This window comes from Kribbella albertanoniae (genome assembly GCF_004348455.1).
GTDB classification, from domain to species: Bacteria; Actinomycetota; Actinomycetes; order Propionibacteriales; family Kribbellaceae; genus Kribbella; species Kribbella albertanoniae.
Genome location: NZ_SMKA01000031.1, coordinates 22,560 through 48,248, shown reverse-complemented (window position 1 = coordinate 48,248; position 25,689 = coordinate 22,560). Strand labels below are relative to the sequence as shown.

Annotated in this window: 20 protein-coding genes, 1 tRNA gene and 1 pseudogene; 17 read left to right on the top strand and 5 right to left on the bottom strand. The window is 67.0% G+C overall.

The window, feature by feature from the left end; genetic code table 11:
• The 10 genes from E1261_RS10535 to E1261_RS10485 form a co-directional block, all read left to right on the top strand.
• Positions 1-1,557: metallophosphoesterase family protein (locus E1261_RS10535; protein WP_338033920.1), on the top strand; the 1,557-nt coding region annotated here is incomplete at its 5' end.
• A gap of 99 nt (positions 1,558-1,656) precedes the next feature.
• Positions 1,657-3,108, top strand: a complete 1,452-nt coding sequence (gene pyk, locus E1261_RS10530; RefSeq protein ID WP_132405282.1) for a pyruvate kinase — start codon at positions 1,657-1,659, stop codon at positions 3,106-3,108.
• A 227-nt stretch (positions 3,109-3,335) separates the two neighbouring features.
• Positions 3,336-3,421 (top strand) — tRNA-Leu (locus E1261_RS10525).
• 94 nt (positions 3,422-3,515) lie between these two features.
• Positions 3,516-4,286 carry a transcriptional regulator gene (locus E1261_RS10520; protein WP_132405280.1) on the top strand — a complete coding sequence of 257 codons (771 nt, stop codon included), beginning with the start codon at positions 3,516-3,518 and terminating at the stop codon, positions 4,284-4,286.
• A 16-nt stretch (positions 4,287-4,302) separates the two neighbouring features.
• The gene (locus tag E1261_RS10515) at positions 4,303-4,890 is read left to right on the top strand and encodes an ANTAR domain-containing response regulator (protein ID WP_202874604.1); all 588 of its coding nucleotides are present in this window, start codon (positions 4,303-4,305) and stop codon (positions 4,888-4,890) included.
• A 414-nt stretch (positions 4,891-5,304) separates the two neighbouring features.
• Positions 5,305-6,546, top strand: a complete 1,242-nt coding sequence (locus E1261_RS10510; protein ID WP_238176120.1) for a branched-chain amino acid ABC transporter substrate-binding protein — start codon at positions 5,305-5,307, stop codon at positions 6,544-6,546.
• An 85-nt stretch (positions 6,547-6,631) separates the two neighbouring features.
• Complete coding sequence (locus E1261_RS10500) at positions 6,632-7,948, top strand: branched-chain amino acid ABC transporter permease (RefSeq protein ID WP_238176119.1); 1,317 nt, start codon at positions 6,632-6,634, stop codon at positions 7,946-7,948.
• Positions 7,945-9,642: a branched-chain amino acid ABC transporter permease gene (locus tag E1261_RS10495; RefSeq protein ID WP_132405276.1), complete on the top strand. Its 1,698-nt coding sequence runs from the start codon at positions 7,945-7,947 to the stop codon at positions 9,640-9,642. Before E1261_RS10500 ends, E1261_RS10495 begins: the two co-directional genes overlap by 4 nt.
• Complete coding sequence (locus E1261_RS10490) at positions 9,639-10,589, top strand: ABC transporter ATP-binding protein (protein WP_132405274.1); 951 nt, start codon at positions 9,639-9,641, stop codon at positions 10,587-10,589. Before E1261_RS10495 ends, E1261_RS10490 begins: the two co-directional genes overlap by 4 nt.
• Complete coding sequence (locus E1261_RS10485) at positions 10,586-11,329, top strand: ABC transporter ATP-binding protein (RefSeq protein WP_132405272.1); 744 nt, start codon at positions 10,586-10,588, stop codon at positions 11,327-11,329. Before E1261_RS10490 ends, E1261_RS10485 begins: the two co-directional genes overlap by 4 nt.
• 18 nt (positions 11,330-11,347) lie before the next feature.
• On the opposite strand, the gene E1261_RS10480 is transcribed toward E1261_RS10485, so the two are convergent.
• Positions 11,348-12,088 (bottom strand): DUF554 domain-containing protein, encoded by a 741-nt coding sequence (locus E1261_RS10480; RefSeq protein ID WP_132405270.1) that lies wholly within the window; start codon positions 12,086-12,088, stop codon positions 11,348-11,350.
• A gap of 128 nt (positions 12,089-12,216) precedes the next feature.
• Between E1261_RS10480 and E1261_RS10475 the strand changes: the two genes are divergently transcribed.
• Positions 12,217-12,834, top strand: a complete 618-nt coding sequence (locus E1261_RS10475; RefSeq protein WP_132405268.1) for a GNAT family N-acetyltransferase — start codon at positions 12,217-12,219, stop codon at positions 12,832-12,834.
• Here the strand turns inward: E1261_RS10475 and E1261_RS10470 are convergent.
• A complete protein-coding gene (locus E1261_RS10470; RefSeq protein WP_238176118.1) occupies positions 12,797-13,216 on the bottom strand; it encodes a hotdog fold thioesterase in 420 nt (139 codons plus the stop codon). The genes E1261_RS10475 and E1261_RS10470 overlap by 38 nt on opposite strands.
• 85 nt (positions 13,217-13,301) lie before the next feature.
• On the opposite strand from E1261_RS10470, the gene polA reads away from it, so the two are divergent.
• Entirely contained in the window at positions 13,302-16,019 is a 2,718-nt protein-coding gene (polA, locus tag E1261_RS10465) for a DNA polymerase I (protein ID WP_132405266.1), read from the top strand.
• Positions 16,020-16,021: 2 nt separating this feature from the next.
• On the top strand, positions 16,022-16,873 hold the full coding sequence (locus tag E1261_RS45910; protein ID WP_238176117.1) for a hypothetical protein: 852 nt from the start codon (positions 16,022-16,024) through the stop codon (positions 16,871-16,873).
• 164 nt (positions 16,874-17,037) lie between these two features.
• On the opposite strand, the gene E1261_RS10455 is transcribed toward E1261_RS45910, so the two are convergent.
• The gene (locus E1261_RS10455; RefSeq protein ID WP_132405264.1) at positions 17,038-17,508 is read right to left on the bottom strand and encodes an NUDIX hydrolase; all 471 of its coding nucleotides are present in this window, start codon (positions 17,506-17,508) and stop codon (positions 17,038-17,040) included.
• Positions 17,509-17,667: 159 nt separating this feature from the next.
• Here E1261_RS10455 and E1261_RS10450 point away from each other — a divergent pair, with 159 nt between their 5' ends.
• Genes E1261_RS10450 through E1261_RS10440 form a run of 3 tightly spaced genes read left to right on the top strand, consistent with a single transcriptional unit; the run spans position 17,668 to position 21,317 of the window.
• Positions 17,668-19,425: an extracellular solute-binding protein gene (locus E1261_RS10450; RefSeq protein WP_132405262.1), complete on the top strand. Its 1,758-nt coding sequence runs from the start codon at positions 17,668-17,670 to the stop codon at positions 19,423-19,425.
• Positions 19,426-19,430: 5 nt separating this feature from the next.
• Positions 19,431-20,336 (top strand): carbohydrate ABC transporter permease, encoded by a 906-nt coding sequence (locus tag E1261_RS10445; protein ID WP_238176116.1) that lies wholly within the window; start codon positions 19,431-19,433, stop codon positions 20,334-20,336.
• Between the two features lie 6 nt (positions 20,337-20,342).
• Positions 20,343-21,317, top strand: coding sequence for an ABC transporter permease (locus tag E1261_RS10440; RefSeq protein ID WP_132405258.1), 975 nt, complete (start codon positions 20,343-20,345; stop codon positions 21,315-21,317).
• Here E1261_RS10440 and E1261_RS10435 read toward each other — a convergent pair.
• Positions 21,303-22,214: a hypothetical protein gene (locus tag E1261_RS10435; protein ID WP_132405256.1), complete on the bottom strand. Its 912-nt coding sequence runs from the start codon at positions 22,212-22,214 to the stop codon at positions 21,303-21,305. The genes E1261_RS10440 and E1261_RS10435 overlap by 15 nt on opposite strands.
• A 14-nt stretch (positions 22,215-22,228) precedes the next feature.
• Positions 22,229-23,455: a lipopolysaccharide biosynthesis protein gene (locus tag E1261_RS10430; protein WP_132405254.1), complete on the bottom strand. Its 1,227-nt coding sequence runs from the start codon at positions 23,453-23,455 to the stop codon at positions 22,229-22,231.
• Positions 23,456-23,541: 86 nt separating this feature from the next.
• On the opposite strand from E1261_RS10430, the pseudogene E1261_RS46295 reads away from it, so the two are divergent.
• Positions 23,542-25,401, top strand: a pseudogene (locus E1261_RS46295) (alpha-(1->3)-arabinofuranosyltransferase domain-containing protein); the annotation flags it as partial.
• Positions 25,402-25,689: the final 288 nt, after the last annotated feature.

The window sequence follows — 25,689 nt, the reverse complement described above, 5'->3', positions numbered from 1 at the left end:
GTTGTGGGTACGACGCGGTTGGTGACGCGGAGGCGGGTCCGGGCGGTGGCGCCGTGGGCCGGGTTGCTGGTGCTTTGGGCGGCGACGACGTTGGTGATCGGGGCGGTGGGGTTTTCGAACGACTCCGAGCGGGTGACGATCGGGGCGCATGCGGCAACGATTTCGCCGACGTTCGACGGGCATGCGACGCTCGATCTCGGGGCCGTGCTGCCGCGGTTGCGGATCGCGACCGATACCCCGGGCGGGATCGGGGTGAATGTCGACGTACAGGAGACCGACGCCGCCAACCTCAGCGAGCTGCTCACCCGCGACGCGCTGATCGCCTCGCAGCCTGACGGTGAAATCGCGCGGATCCAGCAGGTCATCCAGGAGATGGCGGTCGACAACCTGGTCGCGGGCGCCGGTTCCGGACTGCTCGTGGTCGTGGTGGTCGCTACCATCTGGACTTCCCTCGGGCGTCGGCGCCGGCGCGAACTGTGGGACCTCGTGCACCGGCACGAGCGGCGGTTCGAGCACCGGGCGATCGTCGTACTGGTCGCGATGCTGATCACCATCGCGTCGATCTTCGGACCGGGCCGGATGCGTACGGCGGAGGTTCCGCCGACCGAGTGGCGGCCGCTGTCCGCGCTGCTGCCGCAGTTGTCGCTCGACCCGCGGCTGAAGAAGGTCGAGGTCGCGTCCGGGTTCTCCACCACCGGGGGGATCGGGATCATCAAGACGGCGGTCGAGACGTACGAGCGTTCCACCGAGTTCTACGGGCGGTTGCGGGACCAGGTCCCGCGGGTCGGCGGGCGGATCCACCAGGCGACCGAGAACGAGACGGTCGCGCTGCTGGTCTCGGACCGGCACGACAACATCGGGATGGACCCGGTCGTGGCCGAGGTCGCGAAGGTGGCCGGTGCCAAGGTGCTGATCGACGCCGGGGACGACTCCTCGTCCGGGCAGTCGTGGGAGGTGTTCAGCATCAACTCGCTGCGGGCGCACTTCAAGGACCTCAAGGTGGTCGCGGTCGCCGGCAACCATGACGCCGGCGGCCACATCGAGGAAGCGATGCGGAAGAACGGCTTCACCGTCCTCGACAGCAAACCGGTCGAGGTCGAGGGAATCCGGTTCCTCGGCGACAGCGACCCGACCAAGACCGGGCTCGGCAGCGCGGACACTCCCGGTGACGAGACGATCGCTGACCAGTCCAAGCGGCTCGCCGATGTCGCCTGCGGGCAGCCCGAGGACGAGCGGATCTCCACGATGGTCGTCCACGACCCGTCGTCGTTCGCCGAAACGGCCACTCGGGGGTGCGCGACCCTGCTGCTGTCCGGACATCTGCACCGGCAGGTCGGCCCCGAGACGAAGGTCGTCGACGATCGGCCGGTCACGACGTACACGAACGGGACGACGGGGGGAGCGGCGTACGCGTTCGCGCTCGGCTACACGCTGCGGCGGCCGGGGGAGATGACGCTGGTCACCTACACCGATGGCAAGCCGATCGGGCTCCAGACGGTCACGGCCGGGCTGGCGGGCGAAATCACCGTCGGCCCCTACACCCCCTTGCCTTCCTGACGTTTCAGGCTTCGGGGCCGGTCGTCACAAGGTGTTAACTCACTAGTAACGGGGGTGGACCAGCAGCACAGTGGTCTTGTAGGAGTAGGGTTTTGTGACGTGCGTCGCGCAAAGATCGTTTGTACGCTCGGCCCGGCTACTGCCGCCCCCGAGCGCATCCTGGAACTCGTCCAAGCCGGTATGGACGTGGCTCGTCTCAACCTGAGCCACGGTGCCCATGCCGAGCACGAACGGATCTATCAGCGGATCCGTACCGCCGCCGCGGAGACCGGCAAGAACGTCGGCATCCTGGTCGACCTGCAGGGTCCGAAGATCCGGCTGGCCGAGTTCGCCGAAGGGAAGGTCACGCTGACCTACGGCGAGCGCTTCACCATCACCACCCGGGAGGTGCCGGGTGACGTGACCATCTGCGGAACGACGTACGACGGTCTGCCCGGTGACGTGAACCCCGGTGACCAGCTGCTCATCGACGACGGCCGGATCGGGCTCGTCGCCGAGGAGGTGACCGCGACCGACGTGATCTGCCGCGTCACCGTCGGCGGGCCGGTCTCGAACCACAAGGGCATCAACCTGCCCGGAGTCGCGGTCAGCGTGCCGGCGATGTCCGAGAAGGACGTCGAGGACCTGCGCTGGGCCCTGCACCTGCCGGCCGACATGATCGCGCTGTCCTTCGTCCGGGACGCGGCCGACATCCAGCTCGTGCACAAGATCATGGACGAGGAGGGCCTCCGGGTCCCCGTCATCGCCAAGATCGAGAAGCCGCAGGCGGTCGCGAACCTGGACGAGATCATCGAAGCCTTCGACGGGTTCATGGTGGCCCGCGGTGACCTCGGCGTCGAGCTCCCGCTCGAAGAGGTGCCGCTGGTCCAGAAGCTGATCATCGACCAGGCCCGCCTGAACGCGAAGCCGGTGATCGTCGCCACCCAGATGCTCGAGTCGATGATCTCCGCCCCGCGCCCGACCCGGGCCGAGGCCTCCGACGTCGCCAACGCCGTCCTCGACGGCGCCGACGCGGTGATGCTGTCCGGTGAGACCAGCGTCGGCCGGTTCCCGATCGAGACCGTCAACACGATGGCCCGGATCGTCGAGTCCACCGAGGAACACGGCCTGTCCCGCGTCAAGGAGATCGAGTGGGAGCCGCGCACCAAGGGCGGCGTCATCGCCCGCGCCGCGGCTGACGTGGCCGAGCGCCTGGACGCCAAGCTCCTGGTCGCCTTCACTCAGTCCGGTGACACGGCGCTGCGCCTGGCCCGCTACCGCACCGAGATCCCGGTCCTGGCCTTCACGCCGGTCCCGTCGGTCAGCTCTTGGCTGTCGGTCGTCTGGGGCATCGAGACCCACATCGTCCCCACCGTCGACCACACCGACGAAATGGTCCGCCAGGTAGACCAGCGCCTCCTGGAACTAGGCAAGCTGAAGAAGGGCGACCTGGTGGTCATCGTCGCCGGCTCCCCGCCATCGATCCCCGGCTCCACCAACGCCCTCCGAGTCCACCGCATCGGCGACGCCATCGAAGGCATCGCCCCGGCGTACCGGACTCCCAACCCGTAGGCCTCACGCGGCATTGGTGTGGGTTTGAACAGGAAACGGTGGGCTTGAACAAGGCATTACTTGTTCAAGCCCACTGCTGAGTGTTCGAGCCCGCCAGGGCCGCGCGACGCCGTCCAGCGCCCTTGGAAGGAGGTGCGCTGGTTGGTCGGTTCAAGGGTCATGGACCGTTCCGAGCGTCGATTTTCGGAACCGAAGATCGAGCGGTTACAGTATGCGTGCAGGACTTTGCCGAGTTGGCGGAACGGCATACGCGATGGTCTCAAACACCATTGCCCGCAAGGGCTTGTGGGTTCGAATCCCACACTCGGCACCATAGAGAGCCGGACTCACGATTTGTGAGTTCGGCTCTTTCTGTTGAGCTCGGCTCTGGGCGCCGAAACTGTCGGTGGGCTTCGGGAGCATGTGGCATGGGGCACATCAGGTCGCAGGAGACGGTTGATTCCGCGTTGCGGATGGCGAAGAACGGCATCAGTGATCGGGCGAACGCGGAGATACATGGCGTTGCGCTCAAGACGATCAAGCGGTGGCGCCGGGTGTACCTGGAGCTCGGGCTGCCGCGGGGGACGGGGTTTCAGCCGACGCCGTGTCCGCGGTGTGACGGGGCTGACCTCGACGAGGCGGCGTACGCGTTGTTGCTCGGGTGGTATCTAGGGGATGGCTCCATCGCCAAGGCGCGGCGCGGTGTGTTCACGTTGCAGATCGCCAACGACGCCAAGTATCCGGACCTCAATCGGGAGATCGCCGAGACGATCATCCGGGTGAAGCCAACCGCGAGTCCGGTTCCGCGTCGAAGGCCAGGGGCGATTATGACCGAGGCCAGGTGGAAGCACTGGCCTTGTCTGTTTCCCCAGCATGGGCCAGGACGGAAGCATCTGCGGACGATCGAGTTGGTGGACTGGCAACTGAAGATCGTTGCCAAGTACCCCGAACAGTTGCTGCGCGGGTTGTTACATTCGGACGGGTGCCGGTTCGTGAACTGGGCGAGCAAGCCGGACGGCCGGCGGTTCCACTACCTCCGGTACATGTTCTCGAACGAGTCCGAGGACATCCGGAAGATCCTGACCGACACGTTGGATGTGCTGGGGATTCCTTGGCGGCAGCCGCGGCGGAATGCGATTGCGGTGAGCCGGAAGGAGGGCGTGGAGAGGCTCGACACGTTTGTGGGGCCTAAGTCCTAGGGGGAGGATCGATACAGTGGCCCCTGTGACTGCTAAGCGTGTGGTGATCGCTGAGGACGAGGCGTTGATCCGGATGGATCTGGCCGAGATGCTGGCCGAGGAGGGGTACGACGTCGTCGGGCAGGCGGGCGATGGCGAGGAGGCCATTCGGCTGGCTGTTGAGCATCGGCCGGATCTGGTGATCCTGGATGTGAAGATGCCGAAGCTGGACGGGCTGAGTGCGGCGGAGAAGATCGCGGGGGAGCGGATCGCGCCGGTGCTGATGCTGACGGCGTTCTCGCAGCGGGAGCTGGTGGAGCGGGCGCGGGACGCGGGGGCGATGGCTTATCTGGTGAAACCGTTCTCCAAGGCGGATCTGTTGCCGGCGATCGAGATCGCTGCGTCGCGGTACGTCGAGTTGGCGGAGCTGGAGCGTGAGGTCGCTGATCTGGCCGAGCGGCTGGAGACGCGGAAGCTGGTGGACCGGGCGAAGTCGGTGCTGCAGACGAAGTTCGGGCTGTCGGAGCCGGACTCGTTCCGGTGGATCCAGAAGACCGCGATGGACAAGCGGGTGTCGATGCGGCAGGTGGCCGAGCTGGTGGTCGACGAGGCCGGAGACAGCTGACGGGCTGCGCAAAACCGGATCGGCGACTCCACGAGCTGGTTGCCGATGGCATCCATCGGGGGAACTGCCCGTCGGGGCGGGCGCCGGCGGGTGCGGACGGGCGGCGTACCGGCGGTGTGGGGCCCGTAGGGGCACGGATTGTCACCCGAAGGTGATATCTGGTGAAGATTTGTCACGGACCGTGCCGGGTACGGCATTTCCGGACCGGCGATTCTTCACGCAAACGGGATGATCAGCTGACGCTGAGTCATCAAGTCCCCGCTGAGACAGTTCTCAGATTGCAAGATGCTCCTTACGGCGGTAACGACCTCACAACACAGGCAGTGCGCTGTTCGCTTGGAAGCATTCAGCGGTCTAACCTGCGGATGCTCGCGGCAAACGCGGGAGTCCGGGGATCGGCCGGACTATCCAGACATGGGAGGAACAGTGCACCAGCGTTCCGTAGTAAGGGTCGGCGCGTCGCTGATCGTTGCGTCGTTGGCCCTGACTGCCTGCGGTTCTCGCAGTGGCGGCGACAACGCCGGGGGGACTGGCGGCAGCACGAAGGTCGCCAAGATCGGCATCATTGCGCCGCTGTCGGGTGACCTCTCGGCGCTGGGCCTCGGTATCCAGCACTCCGTCGAGCTGGCCATCAAGCAGGCCAACGACACCAACGCGATCCCGGGCTGGAAGCTCGAGGCCGTGCCGAAGGACGACGAGGGCAAGACCGAGCCGGGCAAGAACGCCGCCACGGCGCTGGCCGGGGACAAGGATGTGATCGGTGTCGTCGGCACCCTGAACACCAGCGTCGCCCAGCAGGTCCAGCCGGTGCTCGCGCCGAAGAACATCGTCCAGGTCTCGCCGGCCAACACCGGCCCGGGCCTGACCCAGGGTGCGGCCTGGCAGACGGCGCCGAAGCGCCCGTACGCCAACTACTTCCGTACCTGCACGACCGACGCGGTCCAGGGCCCGTTCGCGGCCCGCTACCTGTTCGAGACCGCGAAGATCACCAAGGTCGCGACGATCCACGACAAGAAGGCGTACGGCCAGGGTCTGGTCGGCACCTTCACCGACGAGTTCAAGAAGCTCGGTGGCCAGATCGTCGCCGCTCAGACGGTGAACCCGGACGACGTCAACTACAGCGCGGTCGTCTCGGCGATCAAGCCGTCCGGTCCGCAGGCCGTGTACTACGGCGGCGAGTACCCGCAGGCCGGTCCGCTCTCGCAGCAGATGAAGGCCGCCGGCCTGAACGTCCCGCTGATGGGTGGCGACGGCATCAAGGACCCGAAGTACATCACGCTGGCCGGTAAGACCAGCGCGGGCGACCTCTCGACGTCCGTCGGCGCCCCGACCGACTCGACCGAGGCCGGCAAGAAGTTCCTGGCCGACTACAAGGCGGCCGGCTACAAGGAGGACTCCGCAGCGTACGGCGGTTACTCCTTCGACGCGGCCAACGCGATCATCGCCGCCCTGAAGACCTCGCTGGCCGGGGCTTCGGACGCCGAGTCCGCCCGCCAGAAGACGATCGATGCCCTGAGCAAGGTTTCGTTCGACGGCGTGACCGGCAAGGTCGCGTTCGACCAGTACGGCGACAGCACCTCCAAGGTGCTGACCGTCTACAAGGCCGAAGGCGCCGACTGGGCCACGGTCGAGACCAAGGCGTTCGAGACCAAGTAAGCAAGGTCGACCTCATGTTCTCGGGGGTGGGAGTGATCCTCCCGCCCCCGAGGCATGTCGGAACCGAGGTAGTTGGGAGGTCGACGTGGACCAGTTCTTCCAGCAGCTCATCAACGGGCTGACCCTGGGATCGCTGTACGCCCTGATCGCAGTCGGGTACACCGTCGTCTACGGCATCGTGCAGCTCATCAACTTCGCCCATGGCGAGGTGTTCATGATCGGTGCGTTCGGCGCACTGACCACATATCTGTTGTTCTTCGAGGGCCAGACCTCGGTCTGGATCCTGCCGGTGATGATCATCGGCGCCATCGTCGCGGCGGTCGGCACCGCCGTCCTGATGGAACGTGTCGCGTACCGTCCCCTGCGGAACGCGCCACGACTGGCACCACTGATCACCGCGATCGGTATCTCGGTGTTCCTGCAGGAGTTCATCCGGCTGATGTACGACCAGCCCGCGTGGACGATCGTCGTGTTCGCCGGCGGTGCGCTGGCGCTCGGGTACTTCCTGGGTTCGCGGCCGGGCCGTCCGAACCTGGACCACCCGGTGACCAAGTGGCTCGACCGGGCCCCGTTGCTCGGTGCCGCGGCCGGTGCGCTGCTGCTCTGGATCGTGGCCCGGCTGGTCGAGCGGGAGCTGAGCGTGCTGCTCGTTCCCGGTGTGCTCATCGTCGGCGCGGCGGTCGGTACCGTGGCCGGGTGGTTGCTGTCGATCGCGGTCCGGAACAAGGCGCGGGTCGAGCTGGGCATCCAGCCGATCGTGCTGGCCGCGGTGACCTCGGTCGCGACGGCGGAGATCGGGTGGGTGCTCTGGCGCACGCTCATCACGCACGTCGAGTGGCCGAGTGCCAAGCTGAGTATCCCGTTCCCGCAGATCGACGTCGTCTCCGGTGCGGCGCTCCAGGTGGGCGGCGTGACCATTCAGCGGTCGGCGATCTTCACCATGGCGGCGCTCGCCGCGTCGGCGATCCTGCTCTGGTTCTTCATCAACCGGACCCGGACCGGCCGCGGTATGCAGGCCGTTTCGCAGGACCCGGACACCGCCCGGCTGATGGGGATCAACGTCGACCGGATCATCGTGGTCGCGTTCGCCCTCGGTGCGGTGCTCGCTGCGATCGCAGGTGTGTCGCAGGGGCTGCAGAACAGTCAGATCCAGTACCGGATGGGCTTCCTGGCCGGTCTGAAGGCGTTCACCGCCGCCGTGCTCGGTGGTATCGGCAACATCTACGGTGCCGTCGTCGGTGGTCTCGTTCTCGGTGTGGTCGAGGCGATGGCGACGCAGTACATCCCGGGCCAGTTCGGTGGTAGTACCTGGAAGGACGTCTGGGCGTTCGTGATCCTGATTCTGGTTCTGGTGTTCAGGCCGCAGGGCCTGCTGGGCGCGAGGGTGGTGGACCGCGCATGACCGACGTACAGACGGAGACCCCGGTGACGCCGGCGGCTGCTCCTAAGAAACGGCCGATCGCCTGGCCGCTCGGCCTGGCCGGTGCGGTATTCGTGATCGTCGGATCGTGCCTGTCGTGGAGCTACGACGGCTCGATCCTGAACAACCTGTCGATCAACTTCTACCCCGGTGGTCTGCAGATCCTGGCGATCATCGTCGCGGTGGTCTCGCTGGTGCTGCTGGTGCTGGACAAGGGCAAACTCGGTTGGTGGCTGGACACGACTGCTGGTCTGCGGTCGCTCGGGACCGGGCTGGCGTTCTTCATGGTCCTGGTCCTGGCCGCGATCAGCGTCGAGTCCGACGGTCTGATCAACGTCAACCCCGGCGGGTACATAACGCTGGTGGGCGCGCTGCTGCTCGCGGTGGCGGCCTGGTTGATGCCGTTGCGGCACGGGTTGCGCGACATGAGCAAGGCGAAGTCGCCGGCCTGGGCCGAGATCGCGGCCATCGCGTTGCTGATGGCGGCGCTGCTGTTCACGGCGGCGTACGCGCTCGGCCTGGATGACGCGTGGTTGTTCATCCTGTGTCTGGTGTTCATCGCGACGATCGCCGTCGGTCTGTTCCGGACCGGGGCGATGAGCTGGGTCAGCCACGCCGGGCAGCGGCACCGCAAGGTGCTGACGCTGGCGTCGTTCGCGGTGGCGTTCCTGTTCCCGTTCACCCAGGACGGGTCGGACGCGAACATGTCGATCGCGACCTCGGTGCTGGTCTTCGCGGCGACCGCGATGGGCCTGAACATCGTGGTCGGTCTGGCCGGTCTGCTCGACCTCGGGTACATCGCGTTCCTGGGTTCGGGCGCGTACGTCGCGGCGACGCTGTCGCAGTCGGCGTTCGCGACGATCGGCTGGAAGCCGCCGTTCCTGGTGGTCGTGCTGGTCGGTGCCTGTGTCGCGGCCCTGCTGGGTCTGGTGATCGGTTCGCCGACACTGCGCGTCTCGGGTGACTACCTGGCCATCGTGACGCTGGGCTTCGGTGAGATCTTCCGGTTCGCGATGTTCAACCTGGACGGCAACAACGGCCCGAACCTGACCAACGGGCCGAACGGTATTCCCGGTATCCCGGATCTGGAGCTGTTCGGCTTCAACTTCGGTGCCGTGCACCATCCGTTCGGGATCGAGCTCGGCCGGTTCTCGAACTACTACTTCCTGCTGCTGGTGCTGACCGGCGGCGTCATCCTGGTCTTCTCCCGGCTGAACAGCAGCCGGATCGGACGCGGCTGGGTGGCGATCCGGGAGGACGAGAAGGCCGCCGAGGCGATGGGTGTGAACGTCTTCGGCCTGAAGCTGCTGGCGTTCGCGGTCGGTGCGTTCCTGGCCGGTCTGGCCGGCACCATCAAGGCGCACCAGGACGGTGCGGTCAGCCCGGACCAGTACATGTTCCTGGAGTCGGCGTTCCTGCTCGCCGCGATCGTGCTCGGCGGTATGGGCACCATCGCCGGTGTGTTGCTGGGAGCAACGATCCTGAAGCTGCTGCCGGAGAAGCTGCGGTTCTTCTCGGAGTACCGGCTGCTGCTGTTCGGCATCACGCTGGTGCTGATGATGCGCTTCCGGCCCGAGGGTCTGGTGGCGAGCAGGCGGCGGCAGCTCGAGTTCCACGAAGAGGACGAGAAGCTGGCCGATGAGGTCGAGCACCAGCTCGTCGAGGAGGCCAAATGACGGTCACGGAACCCCGTCCGGCCGCACCAGCGGTCGGCGGAACGGTACTCGAAGCCTCCGGTGTGACCATGCGGTTCGGTGGTCTGCTGGCGGTCAGCAACGTGAACCTGACCGTTCGCGAGGGCGAGATCGTCGGTCTGATCGGCCCGAACGGTGCCGGCAAGACGACGTTCTTCAACTGCCTGACCGGCCTCTACAAGCCGACCAGCGGGCAGGTCCGGTTCGCCGGTGTCCCGCGGAAGGCGCCGAAGCCGGTCCGCCCGAAGAAGGGACAGCCGGCCGCACCGGCCGCCGTACAGGTGCCGGAGTTGCCGAAGCTGTCACCGTTGCCGCCGAAGCCGCGCGCCGTGGTGCGGGCGGGGATGGCCCGGACGTTCCAGAACATCCGGCTGTTCGCGAACATGACCGCGCTGGAGAACGTGATGGTCGGGCGGTACAGCCGGACCAGCGCGGGCGCGCTCACCTCGGTCCTGCACGGGCCGAAGTTCCGTCGCGAGGAGGCAGCCACCCGGGCCCGGGCCCAGGAGCTGCTCGACTTCGTCGGTCTCGGCCGGTCGACCGAGCACCTGGCCCGGAACATGCCGTACGGCGATCAGCGGCGGCTCGAGATCGCGCGGGCGCTGGCCACCGACCCGAAGCTCATCCTGCTGGACGAGCCGACGGCCGGTATGAACCCGCAGGAGACCAAGCAGGCGATGGACCTGATCTTCAAGATCCGGGACTCGGGCCTGTCGGTCGTGGTGATCGAGCACGACATGCGGTTCATCTTCAACCTCTGTGACCGGGTGCTCTGCCTGGTCCGCGGGGAGACCCTGGTCGAGGGCACTCCGGGTGAGGTGCAGTCCGACCCGCGCGTCATCGAGGCCTACATCGGCTCCGGTGAGGACGACGACGAGGACGACGAGGACGACCGGCCCCAAGACATCACCGAGGAGGGGACCTCATGACCGAATCAACTGAGGACAAGCCGCTCACGGCGATGCTCGAGGTCCGGAACCTGGAAGTTGCCTACGGCAAGATCGTGGCCGTGAAGCAGATCAGCTTCAGTGTCGAGCAGGGGCAGGTGGTGTCGCTGATCGGCACCAACGGCGCCGGTAAGACGACCACGCTGCGGACGATCTCGGGGCTGCTCCGGCCGACCCAGGGTGAGATCTGGTTCCAGGGCGAGCGGATCGACAATGTCGCGGCACATGACATCGTCACCCGCGGGCTGGCGCACTCGCCGGAGGGCCGCAGGATCTTCCCGCGGCTGACCGTCGAGGAGAACCTGCTGCTCGGTGCGTTCTCGCGCCGCGACCCGGCCGGTGTCCGCACCGACCTGGACTCGGCGTACGACCTGTTCCCGATCCTGGGGGAGCGGCGCAAGCAGCCGGCCGGAACGTTCTCCGGTGGTGAGCAGCAGATGCTGGCGATGGGCCGGGCGATGATGAGCCGGCCGAAGCTGATGATGCTGGACGAGCCGTCGATGGGTCTGTCGCCGATCATGATGAAGCGGATCATGTCGACGGTGACCGAGTTGCAGCGGCAGGGCACCACGATCCTGCTGGTGGAGCAGAACGCCCAGGCCGCCCTGAAGCGGGCGGACTACGGCTACGTGCTGGAGGTCGGCCAGATCAAACTGTCCGGCACAGGCCGTGAGCTCCTGGTCAACGACGACGTCCGCAAGGCCTACCTCGGCGAGGACTGATCGCTTGAACCTCCTCGTTCAGCTGCGGATTACTACCAGCAGTTGAACGAGGAGGGGCGCGACGATCAACGCCGGCAGCATGTCGGCGACGGCGATCTGCTTGATCTTGAGCAGGCGCAGGGCGACGCCGATCAGCATCACGCCGCCGGTGGCGCCGAGGGCGGTCACGTGGGCCTCGGGCAGTACGTCGCCCAGTACGGCGCCGACCGCGGTCATCAGGCCCTGAGTCACCAGTACGACGAGGGCCGACGCCATCACGCCCCAGCCGAGTGACGCGGCGAAGGCGATCGAGGCGAACCCGTCCAGCACGGCCTTGAGGAACAGCTGGTCCGCGCCACGCCCGAGCCCGTCGGACAACGCGCCGAGGAAGGTCAGCGGCCCGACGCAGAAGACCATTGACGCGGTAACAAAACCTTCCACGAAGGTGCTCTCCCCGTCGCTGCGGCGGAACCGGTGCTGCAGCCAGGCGCCGAAGCCCTCCAGCCGCTGCTCGATCCGGAGCAGCGATCCCGCGATTCCGCCGATCAGCATCGCGCCGAGCACGATCAGCACCGGTGCACTGGTCCCCACCGCGTCGCTGAGCGCCTTGGCGCCCACAGTGAGTGCCGAGGTGATCGCGATCAGCAGTGTGACCAGACCGAGCGCGTCGGTGACCAGATCGCGGGTCCGGTGACTGAGCCGATGCCCGACGAGCACGCCGAGTGTCGACCCGATCAGAACCGTTGCAACGTTGACAACTGTGCCGATTCCGACGAACAAAGCAGCTCTCCGCTCAATGACCTGGGCGCAGCTTTGCAAGTGACCCTGGAGGGCCTACTGTTGCGCGAGGACGAGCGTATCGGGCCCGTCCCGTTCACCTCGGGGGTGGACCAGACCAGGAGGTCGCTGTGGCAGCTGCCATTGCGGTGCGGGACGCCCAGGCGGGGGATGCAGCCGCTCTGGTCGCGCTCTGGCGCGAGCTGACCACGACCGGTGCCGGCCGCCTTCCGGGCGTGCCCACGGTCCCTGCCGTAGAAGTTGCCGTCAGCAAGCATCTGGCCGACCCGTGGGGCCGCCTGATCGTCGGCGAGCTGGACGGGCAGGTGCACGCGATGGCCTACCTGCGCCGGGCTGCGGTCAGTCCGCTGCACGACGACACCACGCTCACGGTGGAGTATCTGCACGTCAGTGACGCCGCCCGCCGGCACGGTGTCGGCAAGGCGATGATCGCCGAGGCTGTCGCGTGGGCCGAGCACGAGAGCTGCCCACACCTGGCCGTGGTCGCGCCGGCGATCGCCCGCGAGGCGAATCGGTTCCTCGCCAGGCTCGGGCTCGGACAAGCCGGCGTACTGCGCTTCGCGAACACGCACACGGTGGCCCGTCGGCTCGCCGCCGAGCACGCGCCGAATCTGCTGGCACTGCTCTCCTCGCGACGCTCGGTGATCGCGCGCCGGGCCCAGTTGGCCCGGCCGCTGCCGACCGAACCGCTCAGCTACCCGCCGGAGCCTGAATCAGCTGGCAGGTGATCCGCGCCGTACAGACCCGCTTGTCGCGGTCGTCGGTGATGACGACCTCGTACGACGTGGTGGTCCGGCCGAGGTAGATCGGGGTGGCGACCCCGGTGACCAGGCCTTCGCGAACGGCCCGGTGGTGGGTCGCGTTGATGTCGACCCCGACCGCGACCTTCCCGTACGCCGCGGCGTGCAGCGCGGAACCGATCGATCCGAGGCTCTCGGCGAGCACGCAGGACGCGCCGCCGTGCAGCAACCCGTACGGCTGGGTGTTGCCCTTGACCGGCATGGTCGCGACGACCCGGTCCGGTGCGGCTTCACTGATCACGATGCCCATGAGTTGCAGCAGGCTGCCCTCGATGTCCATGCCTGGCGGGAGGGCGCTGATATCTGTCACCGCAGCAGCCTAACCGCCGTGTTCGGAAACTGTCCCAGGGAAGCACTAGAGTCGGCATGTGGCTCCAGATACCGACACTTCGACGATGACCGAGGACAAGCAGGAGAGCACTGCTGCCGCGGCAAGTACCGGGCGCCCGCGCGTCCTGCTGCTGGACGGGCACTCGCTGGCCTACCGCGCGTTCTACGCACTGCCCGTGGAGAACTTCTCCACCTCGACCGGGCAGCACACCAACGCGGTGTACGGGTTCACTTCGATGCTGATCAACATGCTTCGCGACGAGCAGCCGACGCACATCTGTGTCGCGTTCGACGTGTCCCGCAAGACCTTCCGCTCCGAGCAGTACACGGAGTACAAGGCCGGCCGGACGAAGTCCCCGGACGAGTTCAAGGGTCAGGTGTCGCTGGTCAAGGAGGTGCTGGACGCGCTCCGCATCCCGACCACGGAGATCGACGGCTGGGAGGCCGACGACATCATCGCCACCCTCGCCACCCAGGCCTCGGACCAGGGTTTCGAGGTGCTGATCAGCTCGGGTGACCGCGATGCGTTCCAGTTGGTCAACGAGAACGTGACAGTGCTCTACCCCAAGCGCGGCGTCTCCGAGATCGCCCGGATGGACCCGGCTGCGGTCGAGGCGAAGTACGGCGTGCCGCCGCGGCTGTATCCGGACCTGGCCGCGTTGGTGGGGGAGAAGAGCGACAACCTGCCCGGCGTGCCGGGGGTCGGTGACAAGACCGCGGCGAAGTGGCTGAACCAGTTCGGTTCGCTGAACGATGTGATCGACCGCGTCAACGAGATCAAGGGCAAGGCCGGTGAGTCGCTGCGCGAGCACCTGTCCGACGTGATCCGGAACCGGCAGATCAACGAGCTGATCCGGGACCTGACCCTGGATGTCACCGTCGACGACCTGGTCCGGGTGCCGTGGGACCGCGAGCAGGTGCACACGCTGTTCGACAGCCTGGAGTTCCGGGTGCTGCGGGAGCGGCTGGTCGCGGAGCACGAGGAGGTCGACGCCACCGTCGAGCAGGGCTTCGAGCTGGATGGTGTGCAGCTGAAGCCGGGCGAGGTCGCGGCCTGGCTGACCAAGCACGTGAGCGCCGGCGAGCGGGTCGGCGTTGCAGTGCAGGGCAGCTGGGGGCGTGGCACCGGTGAGATCACCGGGCTGGCGCTGGCCAACACCGAAGGCGCTGCGGCCTGGTTCGATCCGACTGCGCTGACTCCCGAGGACGAGACCGCCTGGAAGGCGTGGCTCGCGGATCCGAAGCAGCCGAAGGCATTGCACGACGCGAAGGGTCCGCTGCTCGGTTTCCTGGAGCGCGGCTGGACGCTGGCCGGTCTGAGCTCGGACACCCAGCTGAGTGCGTATCTGGCGCGTCCGGATCAGCGGTCCTACGATCTGGCCGACCTGACCGTGCGGTATCTGAAGCGCGAGCTCCGGACCGAAGAGGTCGAGAACGGTCAGCTCAGCTTCGACGACATCGAGGGCGGCCCGGCCGCGGACCACACGATGCTGCGGGCGCGCGCGATCGCGGACCTCGCCGACACGCTGGACGCCGAGCTCGAGAAGCAGGCCGGTACGGCGCTGCTCGCGGATGTCGAGTTGCCGCTGATCGACGTCATCGCGGGCATGGAGCGGGACGGCATCGCGGTCGACCGGCCGTATCTGGAGGAGCTGGAGGAGCGGTTCGCGACCGGCGTGCGCGAGGCCGCGACGGCGGCGTACGAGGTGATCGGTAAGGAGATCAACCTCGGTTCGCCCAAGCAGTTGCAGGTGGTGCTGTTCGACGAGCTGCAGATGCCGAAGACGAAGCGGACGAAGACCGGTTACACCACGGATGCGGATTCGCTGCAGGCGCTGTTCGAGAAGACCGAGCACCCGTTCCTGGCATACCTGCTGGCACACCGCGACGCGACCCGGCTGCGGCAGACGGTCGAGGGCCTGCTGAAGACGATCAGCCCGCGCGATGCCCGGATCCATACGACGTTCAACCAGACGATCGCCGCGACCGGCCGGCTCAGCTCGACCGATCCGAACCTGCAGAACATCCCGATCCGCACCGAGGAGGGCCGCCGGATCCGGCAGGCGTTCGTCGTCGGCGAAGGCCATGAGTCGCTGATGTCGGCCGACTACAGCCAGATCGAGATGCGGATCATGGCGCACGTCTCCAAGGACGAGGGCCTGATCGCGGCGTTCAACTCCGGGATGGACTTCCACTCGGTGACCGCGTCGCGGGTGTTCTCGGTCGAGCCGGCCGAGGTGACCCAGGAGCAGCGCGCCAAGATCAAGGCGATGAACTACGGCCTCGCCTACGGCCTGTCGGCGTACGGGCTGAGTCAGCAGCTGAAGATCGGCGTCGACGAGGCCAAGGGCCTGATGGACGAGTACTTCGAGGGCTTCGGCGGCGTCCGCGACTACCTGCGCAGCATCGTCCTCGAGGCCGGTAAGAGCGGCTACACCGAAACCATCCTCGGCCGCCGCCGCTACCTCCCCGACCTCACCAGCGACAACCGCCAGCGCCGCGAGATGGCCGAGCGGATGGCCCTGAACGCCCCCATCCAGGGCTCCGCCGCCGACGTCATCAAGATGGCCATGCTCAAGGTCGACGTCTCCCTCAAGGCCTCCAGCCTCCAGTCCCGGATGCTCCTCCAGGTCCACGACGAACTGGTCTTCGAAGTAGCTCCCGGCGAACGCGAGGCCCTGGAAGAACTGGTCCGCCGAGACATGGGCGCCGCCGTCGCCATGGACGTCCCCCTCGACGTCTCGGTCGGAGTCGGCCGCACCTGGCACGAAGCCGCCCACTAGTTGTGGAGCCGATCCGGCCGTTTCGCTGGGACCTGATCCGGCCGGATCAACTCGGCTCTCTCCTTGACGGTGTCGAGGTTGGCGAACTGTTCTTCCTGGACGAGCTCATCCGATGCGCCGCCCGCGTGCTGGGGCAGTGCGGGAACGGTGAGTTGCACTTCGTCGGCCGTTCGGTGGACAGCTTGTTCGATCTGTTGAGCGGCGTGCTCGACGGAACCGAGTGGGGTGCGCGGCTTCATCCGCTGCCGCTATCGATGGCTCAGAGCTGGCAGTACCAAGGCGAGTTCACGGCAGCCGAGATTCGGCAACTGCGGATCAACCTGGCGGCGAACGGGCTCGCACCCGCAGATCTGATGCGCGGTAAGCCGACGGTCTTCGTGGACCTCGTCAGCGAGGGCGGTACCTTCGAGCGGCTGTTCGCCGTCCTGCGGCAGTGGATCGACGACGAGCATGCGCAGTGGGATGTCATCAGGCGGCAGCTCAGATTCGTCGGGATCACCGGGCGGCGGCAGACCAGTCCCAACGCATTCCGCTGGCAGCAGCACGCGGACTTCACAGCGGAGCTGCCGGCTGCCGCAATTCGCAATGTCTCCTTGGACGGCCAGATCTGGTCGTACTTCGGCAACCACCAGCACAAGACCGCGGCGTCGTTCCGCCGCACGGCCTGGGCAGATCCGGCAGCGAACGAGCCTCGGCGAGACGAGCGGAGCCGGATGGCTCTGGCCGAGGCTGTGCAGGTGGTTGCGGCGGGGCGGACGCCGGAGGTTCGGCGAAAGCTGGCCGAGCTGCTGACCCACGAGCCGGCGATCAAGGAACGCTGGCTGCGGGACCTGCAGGTCAGCCTGCGGAAGTGACGTCTCAGAACGGTGTTCGCCGATCCGCGCGTGGCTGAAGGCGTACCGAAGAACGGGTAGAGGTCCGGCTGAAGCGGCTCGGCAGGTACGGCTCAGGCGGGCCAGTGCTGCGCGGGCGCGACTACTACCCGTCCTTCGGTACAGGATGCCGTGGGTGCCCGAACTCAGGTGACGTAGTACGGCGTTTCGTCGGGGGAGAGGGCTCGCTTGATGAAGCGGAGTTCCTCGTCGCGCAGGGGTGGGAGGTTGTCGAGGGGCCACCAGCGGGCGTCGGTGGACTCGTCGTCGTTGGCGCGCGCCTCGCCGCGCAGAGGGCGGCAGCGGAAGGCGATGTCGATGACCTGGATCTCGTCGCCGTTGGGGTAGGTGTGGGGTGGGAAGGACTGGACGCAGAGGAGGCGTTCGACCTCGGCCTCGACGGCGGTCTCTTCGTGGATCTCCCGGACGATCGCGACGGCGGGTTGTTCGCCGGGCTCGAGGATGCCGGCGACCAGGGTCCAGCGGCCGTTGTCGGCGCGCTTGACGAGCAGCACCTGGTCGTGGTCGTCGAGGACGACGGCGCTCACGCCGGGGATCCAGAGGAGGTCGTGGCCGACCTTCTCGCGCAGTTCGAGGATGAACTTCGGGGTCGGCATACCCAGACCCTAAACGACAGGCGGGGCAACTTTCTTTCCGCAGGAAAGTTGCAGTGGGCGCTGGCTGACCTCTTTCGAAGAGATCCGATCTCTGCCATTCTGCCGGTCAGTCGATCGTAGATCCTATCGGATATCTCACAATCCGTAGCTGGAGGCGGGATGCGCAAAGTGAAGCGAAGGACGTTCGTCGCCGGGGCCGTCGGGGTGGCCGCGGCCGGTGGCAGTGGCGTACTGAGCGGGTGTGGTCCCGGTACGGCGGAAGCGGGTGCCGCGCCGGAGAGTCTGACCCAGCCGCCCGCGGAGCTCGGGCCGTTGAAGTCCGGGGTCAACTACCCGCCGGGCTACATCGGGCCGAAAGCCCGGCGGCAGCAGACGATCGTGACCGAACCGGTGACGTTCACGGTCGTGGTTCCGCAGAGCCTGACGGTCGGTGACTGGGCGACGAACGAGTTCACCCGCTGGATGGAGCAGCAGACCGGGATCCGGATCCAGTGGCGGCAGGTGGCCGGCAAGGGCAACGACCCGGAGACGATGACGAAGGTCAACGCGATGATGGCGGCCGGTGACATCCCGGACGCGTTCCTCGGCATCACCTTCACCCGCTCGCAGCTCTACCTGTACGGCGCGCAGAACCTCTTCGTCGACCTGAACCCGTACCTCGAGCGCTACGCGCCCAACCTGCAGGAGGCGATGAAGGACTACCCGGAGGCGCCGAAGCTGATCAAGTCGCCGGACGACGGCGTTTACAGCTTCCCTGATTTCAACGACTGCTATCACTGTCGCGCCTCGGGCGGCCGCGCCCTGATCAACACCGACTGGGTCCGCAAGGTCGGTCTGGCGGTGCCGACGACGACCGAAGAGTTCCGTGAGGTGCTGACCGCGTTCAAGAAGGCGGATCTCGGTGGCCGGGGCCGGACGATCCCGTTCGGCGGCTACAAGGACGCGCCGCTGGACACCTTCTTCATGAACTCCTTCCTCTACAACCCGAGCTACAGCCTCAACGGCGGTGACCGGCCCTGGCTGGTCGTCACCGACGGCAAGGTCGAGGCGAACTTCGTGAAGGACGAGTGGCGCGAAGGCCTCAAGTACCTGCACGGCCTGTACGCCGACGGGCTGCTGGCGAAGGACATCTTCACCGCGACCGAGGACCAGATCAAGCGGTACGGCGACAACCCGGACGGGCCGGTCATGGGCGGTGCCCGGGTCTACTACTGGGGCACGTTCATGACGCTGGACCTGGACGACCCGAAGGCCCGGTGGCGCCAGTACGAGACGATGACGCCGCTGAAAGGACCGAACGGCGTACAGATCGCGCCCTGGAACTACCTCAGCGTCGGTGTCGAGGTCTCGACGCTCGTGGTCACGCGCAAGTGCAAGCGTCCTGACCTGCTGGTGCGATGGGCCGACTTCCAGATGGATCTCGAGGCGATCCTGCGCTCGTACGCCGGGCCCGACTTCCGCTGGTCGGCCAAGGGTGACAAGGGGATCAACGGCAAGCAGTCCGTCTTCGGTATGGAGTCCTGGAACACCGACGAGACCAAGGGCAAGACCTGGGACCAGTACGCCGTGATGTACCGGTCCGGTGATTTCCGGCTGGCCGAGCGGGTGAACCCGAAGAAGCCGACCTTCGAATCGCCGCTGTACGAGGAGACCCGGGACCACCTGTTCCCGTACAAGCAGCCGATGGAACGGCAGTTCCCGCCGGTCACCCTCGAGGCCGACCAGGCTGCGCTCGACGCCGAGATCGGTCTCAACCTGAAGAGCGAGGTGACCACCTCGATGGCCAGGTTCGTCACCGGCCGGCTCGATCCGAACGACGACGCGCAGTGGAACGACTTCACCGACCGCGTGCAGTCGATCGGGCTGACGCCGTACCTGGAGATCCAGCAGGCCGCCTACGAGACCTACCAGGGGTGATGGCGATGGCCACCGCGACACCCGCTCCGGTGCAGGAGACGCGCTCCGACCGGATCGTGATGATCTGCAACTACACCGCGCTCGGCCTGTTCACGCTGGCCGTTCTCTACCCGCTCATCTATGTGCTGAGCGCCTCGCTGAGCGATCCGAAGAACGTTGTCTCCGGCAAGGTCTGGCTCTGGCCGGTGGGCTGGAGCATCGAGTCGTTCAAGGCGGTCTTCGACTACGACTCGATCGTCAGCGGCTTCTCGAACTCCGTCCTGTACGCCGTCGGCGGGTCGGTGCTCGCGACGGTCCTGACCCTGTTCGCGGCGTACCCGCTGTCCCGGAAGGGGCTGCCGGGCAAGGGCCTGATCATGGCGCTGTTCGTGTTCACGATGATGTTCTCCGGCGGCCTGATCCCGTCGTACCTGGTGGCCGACCAGCTCGGCATCCTGAACACCCGCTGGGCGATCATCCTGCCGGCCGCGCTCGCGGTCTGGAACATGATCATCACCCGGACCTTCTTCCAGTCCACGATCCCCGAGGAGCTGGTGGAGGCCGCGAAGGTCGACGGCTGTACGGACTTCGGCTTCTTCTGGCGGATCGTGCTGCCGCTGAGCAAACCGATCATCGCGGTCAACCTGCTCTTCTACGCGGTCGCCCAGTGGAACTCGTGGTTCAGCGCGCTGATCTACCTGACCAACGAGCACCTGTTCCCGTTGCAGTTGGTGCTGCGCCAGATCCTGCTGCAGAACCAGTTCGACCCGTCCCAGGTCCGCGACACCGCCGAGCTGATCCGGATGAAGGAACTCCAGGAGCAGCTCAAGTACTCGCTGATCGTGATCGCCACCATTCCACCCCTGCTGGTCTACCCCTTTGTCCAGAAGCACTTCGTCAAGGGAGCCATGGTCGGCTCCCTGAAGGGTTGATGCGCCATGGCTACCGAAACTCTGGTACGACGTACGCCCGTGCGCAGCGGGGCTCGCCCGGCCCGGAACAAGGTCGGGCTGGGGACGCGGATGCGGCGGAACTGGCAGCTGTACGCGATGCTGGCGATCCCGCTGGTCTGGCTGGCGATCTTCGCCTACTGGCCGATGTACGGCGCGATCATCGCGTTCAAGGACTACAACGTGATCGACGGGATCCTGGGCAGCCGGTGGGTCGGGTTCAAGCACTTCGAGCGGTTCGTCGAGTCGTACCAGTTCGGGCGGCTGATCAAGAACACGCTGGTGCTGCAGGTCTACGAACTGTTCGCCACCTTCTGGCCGCCGATCCTGCTGGCCCTCGGCCTGAACATGGCCCGCCGCAAGTGGTACCGCCGGTCGGTGCAGCTGATCACCTACGCACCGCACTTCATCTCCACCGTGGTCGTGGTCGGCATCATCGTGGTCCTGGTCGACCCGAACACCGGCGTCCTGAACCAGTTCCTCGGGATCTTCGGAGTCGGGCCGATCGACGTACTGAACAACCCGGACTACTTCCGGCACCTCTACGTCTGGTCCAGCTCCTGGCAGACGATGGGCTTCTCGGCGATCATCTACCTGGCCGCGCTGACCAGCGTCTCCCCGGAACTGCACGAGGCCGCGATCGTCGACGGTGCGTCCCGGCTCCGCCGCGTCTGGCACATCGACCTCCCGGCGATCCGCCCGGTCGCCGTGATCCTGCTGATCCTCAACATCGGCACGATCATGACCGCCGGCTTCGAGAAGGTCCTGCTGCTGCAGAACACCCTGAACCTGCAGACGTCGGAAGTACTCGACACCTACGTCTACAAACTCGGCTTCGCCTCCGAGGTCCCGCAGTTCAGCTACGCCGCCGCGATCGGCCTCTTCCGCTCGGTCATCGGCCTGGTGCTGCTGGTCATCGCCAACACCCTGGCCCGCAAGTTCGCGAAATCAAGCCTCTGGTGACGGCGTGAGCGCCTGGCCGGTCTCACGAATAGCGGCCAGGCGCAGTGCCAGTTGCTGGTGCAGGTCGATGGCGTCCTCACTCAAGTCCTGGATGAGCGCGGTCCCGGCCGCCGGCTCCGCGCTCGCCAGCAGCTCGACGTACGCGTCGTCGTCCTTGCGTACCTGCTCCGCCGCGCGCTCGGCGCGCAGCAGCGCATCCGCCGAGCGCACCTGGTCGGCGTACTTCTCCAAGGTCGCGACCTTGCGCTCCATCGCCGCTTCGGTCCGCCGCAGCGCCTCGGCCTGCCGAGTGACTGTCTCGCTCAGCACTGATGCTGCGGCCGCATCGATCTCCCGGTGCCGGGATCGCAGTACGGTCAGCTTCTGCAGGATCTGCCCGATGTCCCACAGCTGTTCCGGCAGTACGACGTCGTTCTGGATGTCGTCGAGCAGACCGCGTCGGGTGACCTCAGCCGACCCGACCGCTTGGACAGCAGCCTGCGCGCGCAGCATCAGCTGCTGTGCGTCGGCATCCCAGTCCGCAGCCTGCAGGTACTTGCCGTGGTACTTGATCGCGGCTTCACTCTCCGGCGAACTCTTGCTCGCGTCGCGGAGGTTGAACCAGAAGGCCACGAGCCCGATGGCGGCGACCCCGGCTGTTGCCCAGCCGGCCGGTGCTTTCGGAAGGACCTCGAACAGGTAGCCGCCGATGACGATTGTCAGGACGATGTCGAGCACGAGGGTCCCGGCGAGGAGAGCGAGGCTGGACCTCGACGCCGACCTGAGGCCGGACCGTGGCTTGGGGGTCGGCAGGCTCGCCAGCACCATCGCGCCGGGGTGCTTGAGCAGCTTGTCCCGGTCGTCCGGTGGCATCTCCGGTGCGAACACAGGGTCCGGCATCGGGGCGTCGCTTGTCATGGTGCCGAGTATGACTAGCGAACGGTCGACTGCTGGCGGTGTAGGCCGGCGGCCAGCAATGCCGACAGCAGGAGGGCACAGCCGCTGGTGAGGGCGACCAGGGTCTTGACGCCGGTCATGCCGTTGGTGAGGACGATGACGGCGGTGAGGGCGAGCACGATCAGGCCGGCCCAGATGAGCAGGGCGGCACGTTTCTCCTGCTGTGCGATGGCGGCGTACACGACCATCTGCAGTACGGCGTACGCCGAGCCTGCGATCGCGAACATCCAGGTGAACGGGCCGAGCGACGCGTACTTCTCCGGCCCACCGATCACGGCGACGACCAGGTCGGGCAGCACGAGCGTGCCCACGACTGTGCAGACGCCGAGGCCGGCGACCGCGAGGATCGCGCGGCGGAGTTTGACCGTGTCGCCGGGGGAGTTGGCCAGCGACGGGAACACGATCACGATGACGAACTGGGGGAGGAAGAGGCAGGCCTTCGCCACGATCACTCCGGCGGCGTAGTACCCGCTGTGCTGCCCGTCGAGCAGGCCGCGGGCGAGCAGTACGTCGGCGTTCGCGATGACGAAGAACGCGAGCAGGGCGTGCGTACCGTGCGCGGTCTCCCGCAGTACCTCCTTGACCAGAGCACGTGTCCCACCGGCAGCACCACGCAGCAGAACACTGCCCAGTACGGCGGGTACGGCGGCGCCGAGCGCGAGCCCGATCATCGCCGAGTCCAGCGACGGGTGGATCAGCAGCGCGCCACCGCCGAGCACCAGCCGTCCGATACCGACCGAGGTGTACACCGCGGCCAGCTCGGTCCAGCGGTGGCTGCCCTGGAGGACACCGAGCTGTGAACCCATCAGAGTCAGCCCAGCGAGCGTCGGAGCCAGCAGAACGACCGCCACGATCGAGTCGATATGCAGCAGCCACATGAGCAGCGGTGTGGCGAGTAAACAGACCACAGTCAGCCCAGCCGCCGTACGGCGACCTGCCTGCAGCATGGCGTGCGCCAGGGACCCGTCGTCGGCGTGGGTGGCGAGGCGGCGCGCGCCGGTGGCCTGCAGACCGAGCGAGGCGACGTTGCCGATCAGCAGCAGCCCCAGCAGCGCGGTGATCGCACCGAACTGCTCCGGCACGAGCCGGTGCGTTCCGATCAGCGTGAAGCCGTAGGCGGCGACGTTCATGATCGCCATGCCGACCGCGACCACGGTGGCACTGCGCAGGAAGCTGAGCCTTGGCTCTGTGACGGAATTCATCGCCACTCACCGTACGGGGCTGGAAGTTCGATATCACTATGGCCACGCCCAGCGACTGAGTGCTCCTGATCCGTTAGTGTCCGCCTGTGCTGAAGGCAGGAACGTCCGAGCAGGTGGTCTGGCGAGCGAGGCTCGTGCTGGGCTGTCTGTTGCTGTCGGCACTCTGTTTTCACCGCGCACCGGGACCAGTTGCTCCCGGTTCCAGGGTCGACGACCCGACTGCGTTACTGCGCGGCGCACTGCACCTGTGGGACCCGGACAGTGCGCTGGGGCAGCTGCAGAGTCAGTCCTTCGGCTACCTGCTGCCGATCGGTCCGTTCCAGTGGCTGATGCATGCAGTGTCGATGCCGGACTGGGTCGGGCAGCGGCTCTGGTGGTGTGTGGTGCTGTGCGTCGCGTTCCTCGGCGTGTGGAAGCTGGCCAACGCCTGGCGGTACGGCGTGCCCTGGACGCGGTTCGCCGTCGCACTGTTGTACGCGCTGAGCCCGCTGCTCCTCAGCGGTATGTCGATCACCTCGGCCGAGGTGTGGCCGTTGGCCATGGCACCGTGGGTGCTGCTGCCGCTGGTGACGCCACGGGCGCGGTCGGGCTGGTGGCGGGTCGGCTGGTCTGCCATGGCGTTCGCACTGATCGGTGGAGCGGACCCGGTCGCGGCCGGACTGACACTCGTCCTCCCGATTGTCTGGCTGCTGACCCGGCGTCGCGACCGCTGGACGCTCAAGGTCGCTGCGGGCTGGCTCGGCTGTGTCCTCGCCGTCTCGGTCTGGTGGGTCGTCCCGCTGCTTCTGGTCGTGGAGTACGGCACCCCGGCCGACCGCTCGGCCGCGTTCGCCCAGCCACGTGGTGAGGTGGATGATCTGGACGAAGCCGTGTGGCGGCCGTGGATCGAGAAGCAGAACACGAGCGGCAACGTGCTCGTCGTACCGACTGCGCAGCCGCAGTGGCTGGATGACGAGGTGGAGCGCCGCCTCGCCTCAGGTGTCGGCGACCGCACGCTGCAGCAAGCCCTGGTGCACGCCGGTGTCCGGTACGTCGTCATCCGCAACGACCGTGCTGCCGGAGTACCTCCCGCGGCGGTCGTCCACGAGACGCTGGACGAGGCGGGTCTGCGGCGGGTCGCGCATTTCGGTCCGCCGGTCGGGGAGTACCCGAGTGTGGAGATCTACGACGTCGGTGGCGCGCGTGTCGCTCGGCTGATCCCGGAGTCGCGGTTCGTCGAGGTGCGTGGCACGACGAGCGACGTACCGGCGGTGCTGTCGGCTCTGGGCGGTGACCGGGAGGCGATCACCAGTCCTGACGTGAGTGGTGCGCACGGGCAGTTGCCGTTGATCCAGACTGATGGGTTGCAGCGTCGGGAACTCGGTGTGGACCAGCCGGCAGGCAGTCGGGCCGAGCGGGTCGAGGTGCCCGCGGCTGACCGGCAGCCGAGTGCGCTGGTACTCAGGAACCCGCAGATCGGGCGCTCTGCCTGTCTGCACGTGGCCGGTCGGTCGCTGTGCCAGCCGAGTACGGCGCGCGATGCCGATGAGCCAGGTGGTCTGCTGCGAACGGTGGACCTGCCGCGGACCGCGTCGTACGAGCTGAAAGGTACGGCGTTGCCGCAGGACGGGCCTGCGCTCGATCGACTGCTGTCCGGACCGATCGGCGTCACCGCCTCGTCCCGTGCGGTCGCTGCGCCGGAAGGACGGCCGGGTGCGGTCGTCGACCAGGACATCACCACCAGCTGGGTCGCAGACGCCGCGGACCGCGACCCGAGGCTGACGTTGACCTTGCCGACGGCCAGGAAGCTGAGTGGGCTGCAGTTCCGAACCGCCTCAACGCTCGAGGCGCCCACCGAAGTCACGCTCAGCTTCGACGGCGGCCCGGCCACGGCCAGCAAGCTGGATGCGGACGGCTATGTGCGCTTCGGGGAGCGGATGGCGCGCACGGTCGAGATTCGACTCGCCCGGACAGACAAGCCAGTAGCGATCTCGGAGATTCGCGTCGTCGGCGCTGACGAGCTTCGGCAGGCGCTGCGGCTGGACGACCGGGTCGGTGAGTCCTGCGGGTCCGGACCGGTCGTCAAGGTGGACGGCAAGCTGACGATGACCCGAGTGACCGGCACGATGCGGGACCTCCTGCAGCGGCGGCCAGTCAGGTTCACCAGTTGCGATCCGGGACCCGTCGTACTGCAGGCCGGTCGGCACGAGGTCGACGTACTGACGAACGGCGGTCTGGTCCCGACCGAGGTCACA

Excerpts from the sequence above, each read along its gene's own strand:
- E1261_RS10520 (WP_132405280.1), top strand. The coding sequence starts at position 3,516 with ATGGGGCACATCAGGTCGCAGGAGACGGTTGATTCCGCGTTGCGGATG.
- E1261_RS10450 (WP_132405262.1), top strand. The coding sequence starts at position 17,668 with ATGCGCAAAGTGAAGCGAAGGACGTTCGTCGCCGGGGCCGTCGGGGTG.
- E1261_RS10455 (WP_132405264.1), bottom strand. The coding sequence starts at position 17,508 with ATGCCGACCCCGAAGTTCATCCTCGAACTGCGCGAGAAGGTCGGCCAC.
- E1261_RS10440 (WP_132405258.1), top strand. The coding sequence starts at position 20,343 with ATGGCTACCGAAACTCTGGTACGACGTACGCCCGTGCGCAGCGGGGCT.
- E1261_RS10435 (WP_132405256.1), bottom strand. The coding sequence starts at position 22,214 with ATGACAAGCGACGCCCCGATGCCGGACCCTGTGTTCGCACCGGAGATG.
- polA (WP_132405266.1), top strand. The coding sequence starts at position 13,302 with ATGACCGAGGACAAGCAGGAGAGCACTGCTGCCGCGGCAAGTACCGGG.
- E1261_RS10510 (WP_238176120.1), top strand. The coding sequence starts at position 5,305 with ATGGGAGGAACAGTGCACCAGCGTTCCGTAGTAAGGGTCGGCGCGTCG.
- E1261_RS10430 (WP_132405254.1), bottom strand. The coding sequence starts at position 23,455 with ATGAATTCCGTCACAGAGCCAAGGCTCAGCTTCCTGCGCAGTGCCACC.
- E1261_RS10485 (WP_132405272.1), top strand. The coding sequence starts at position 10,586 with ATGACCGAATCAACTGAGGACAAGCCGCTCACGGCGATGCTCGAGGTC.
- E1261_RS10495 (WP_132405276.1), top strand. The coding sequence starts at position 7,945 with ATGACCGACGTACAGACGGAGACCCCGGTGACGCCGGCGGCTGCTCCT.
- E1261_RS10490 (WP_132405274.1), top strand. The coding sequence starts at position 9,639 with ATGACGGTCACGGAACCCCGTCCGGCCGCACCAGCGGTCGGCGGAACG.
- E1261_RS10445 (WP_238176116.1), top strand. The coding sequence starts at position 19,431 with ATGGCCACCGCGACACCCGCTCCGGTGCAGGAGACGCGCTCCGACCGG.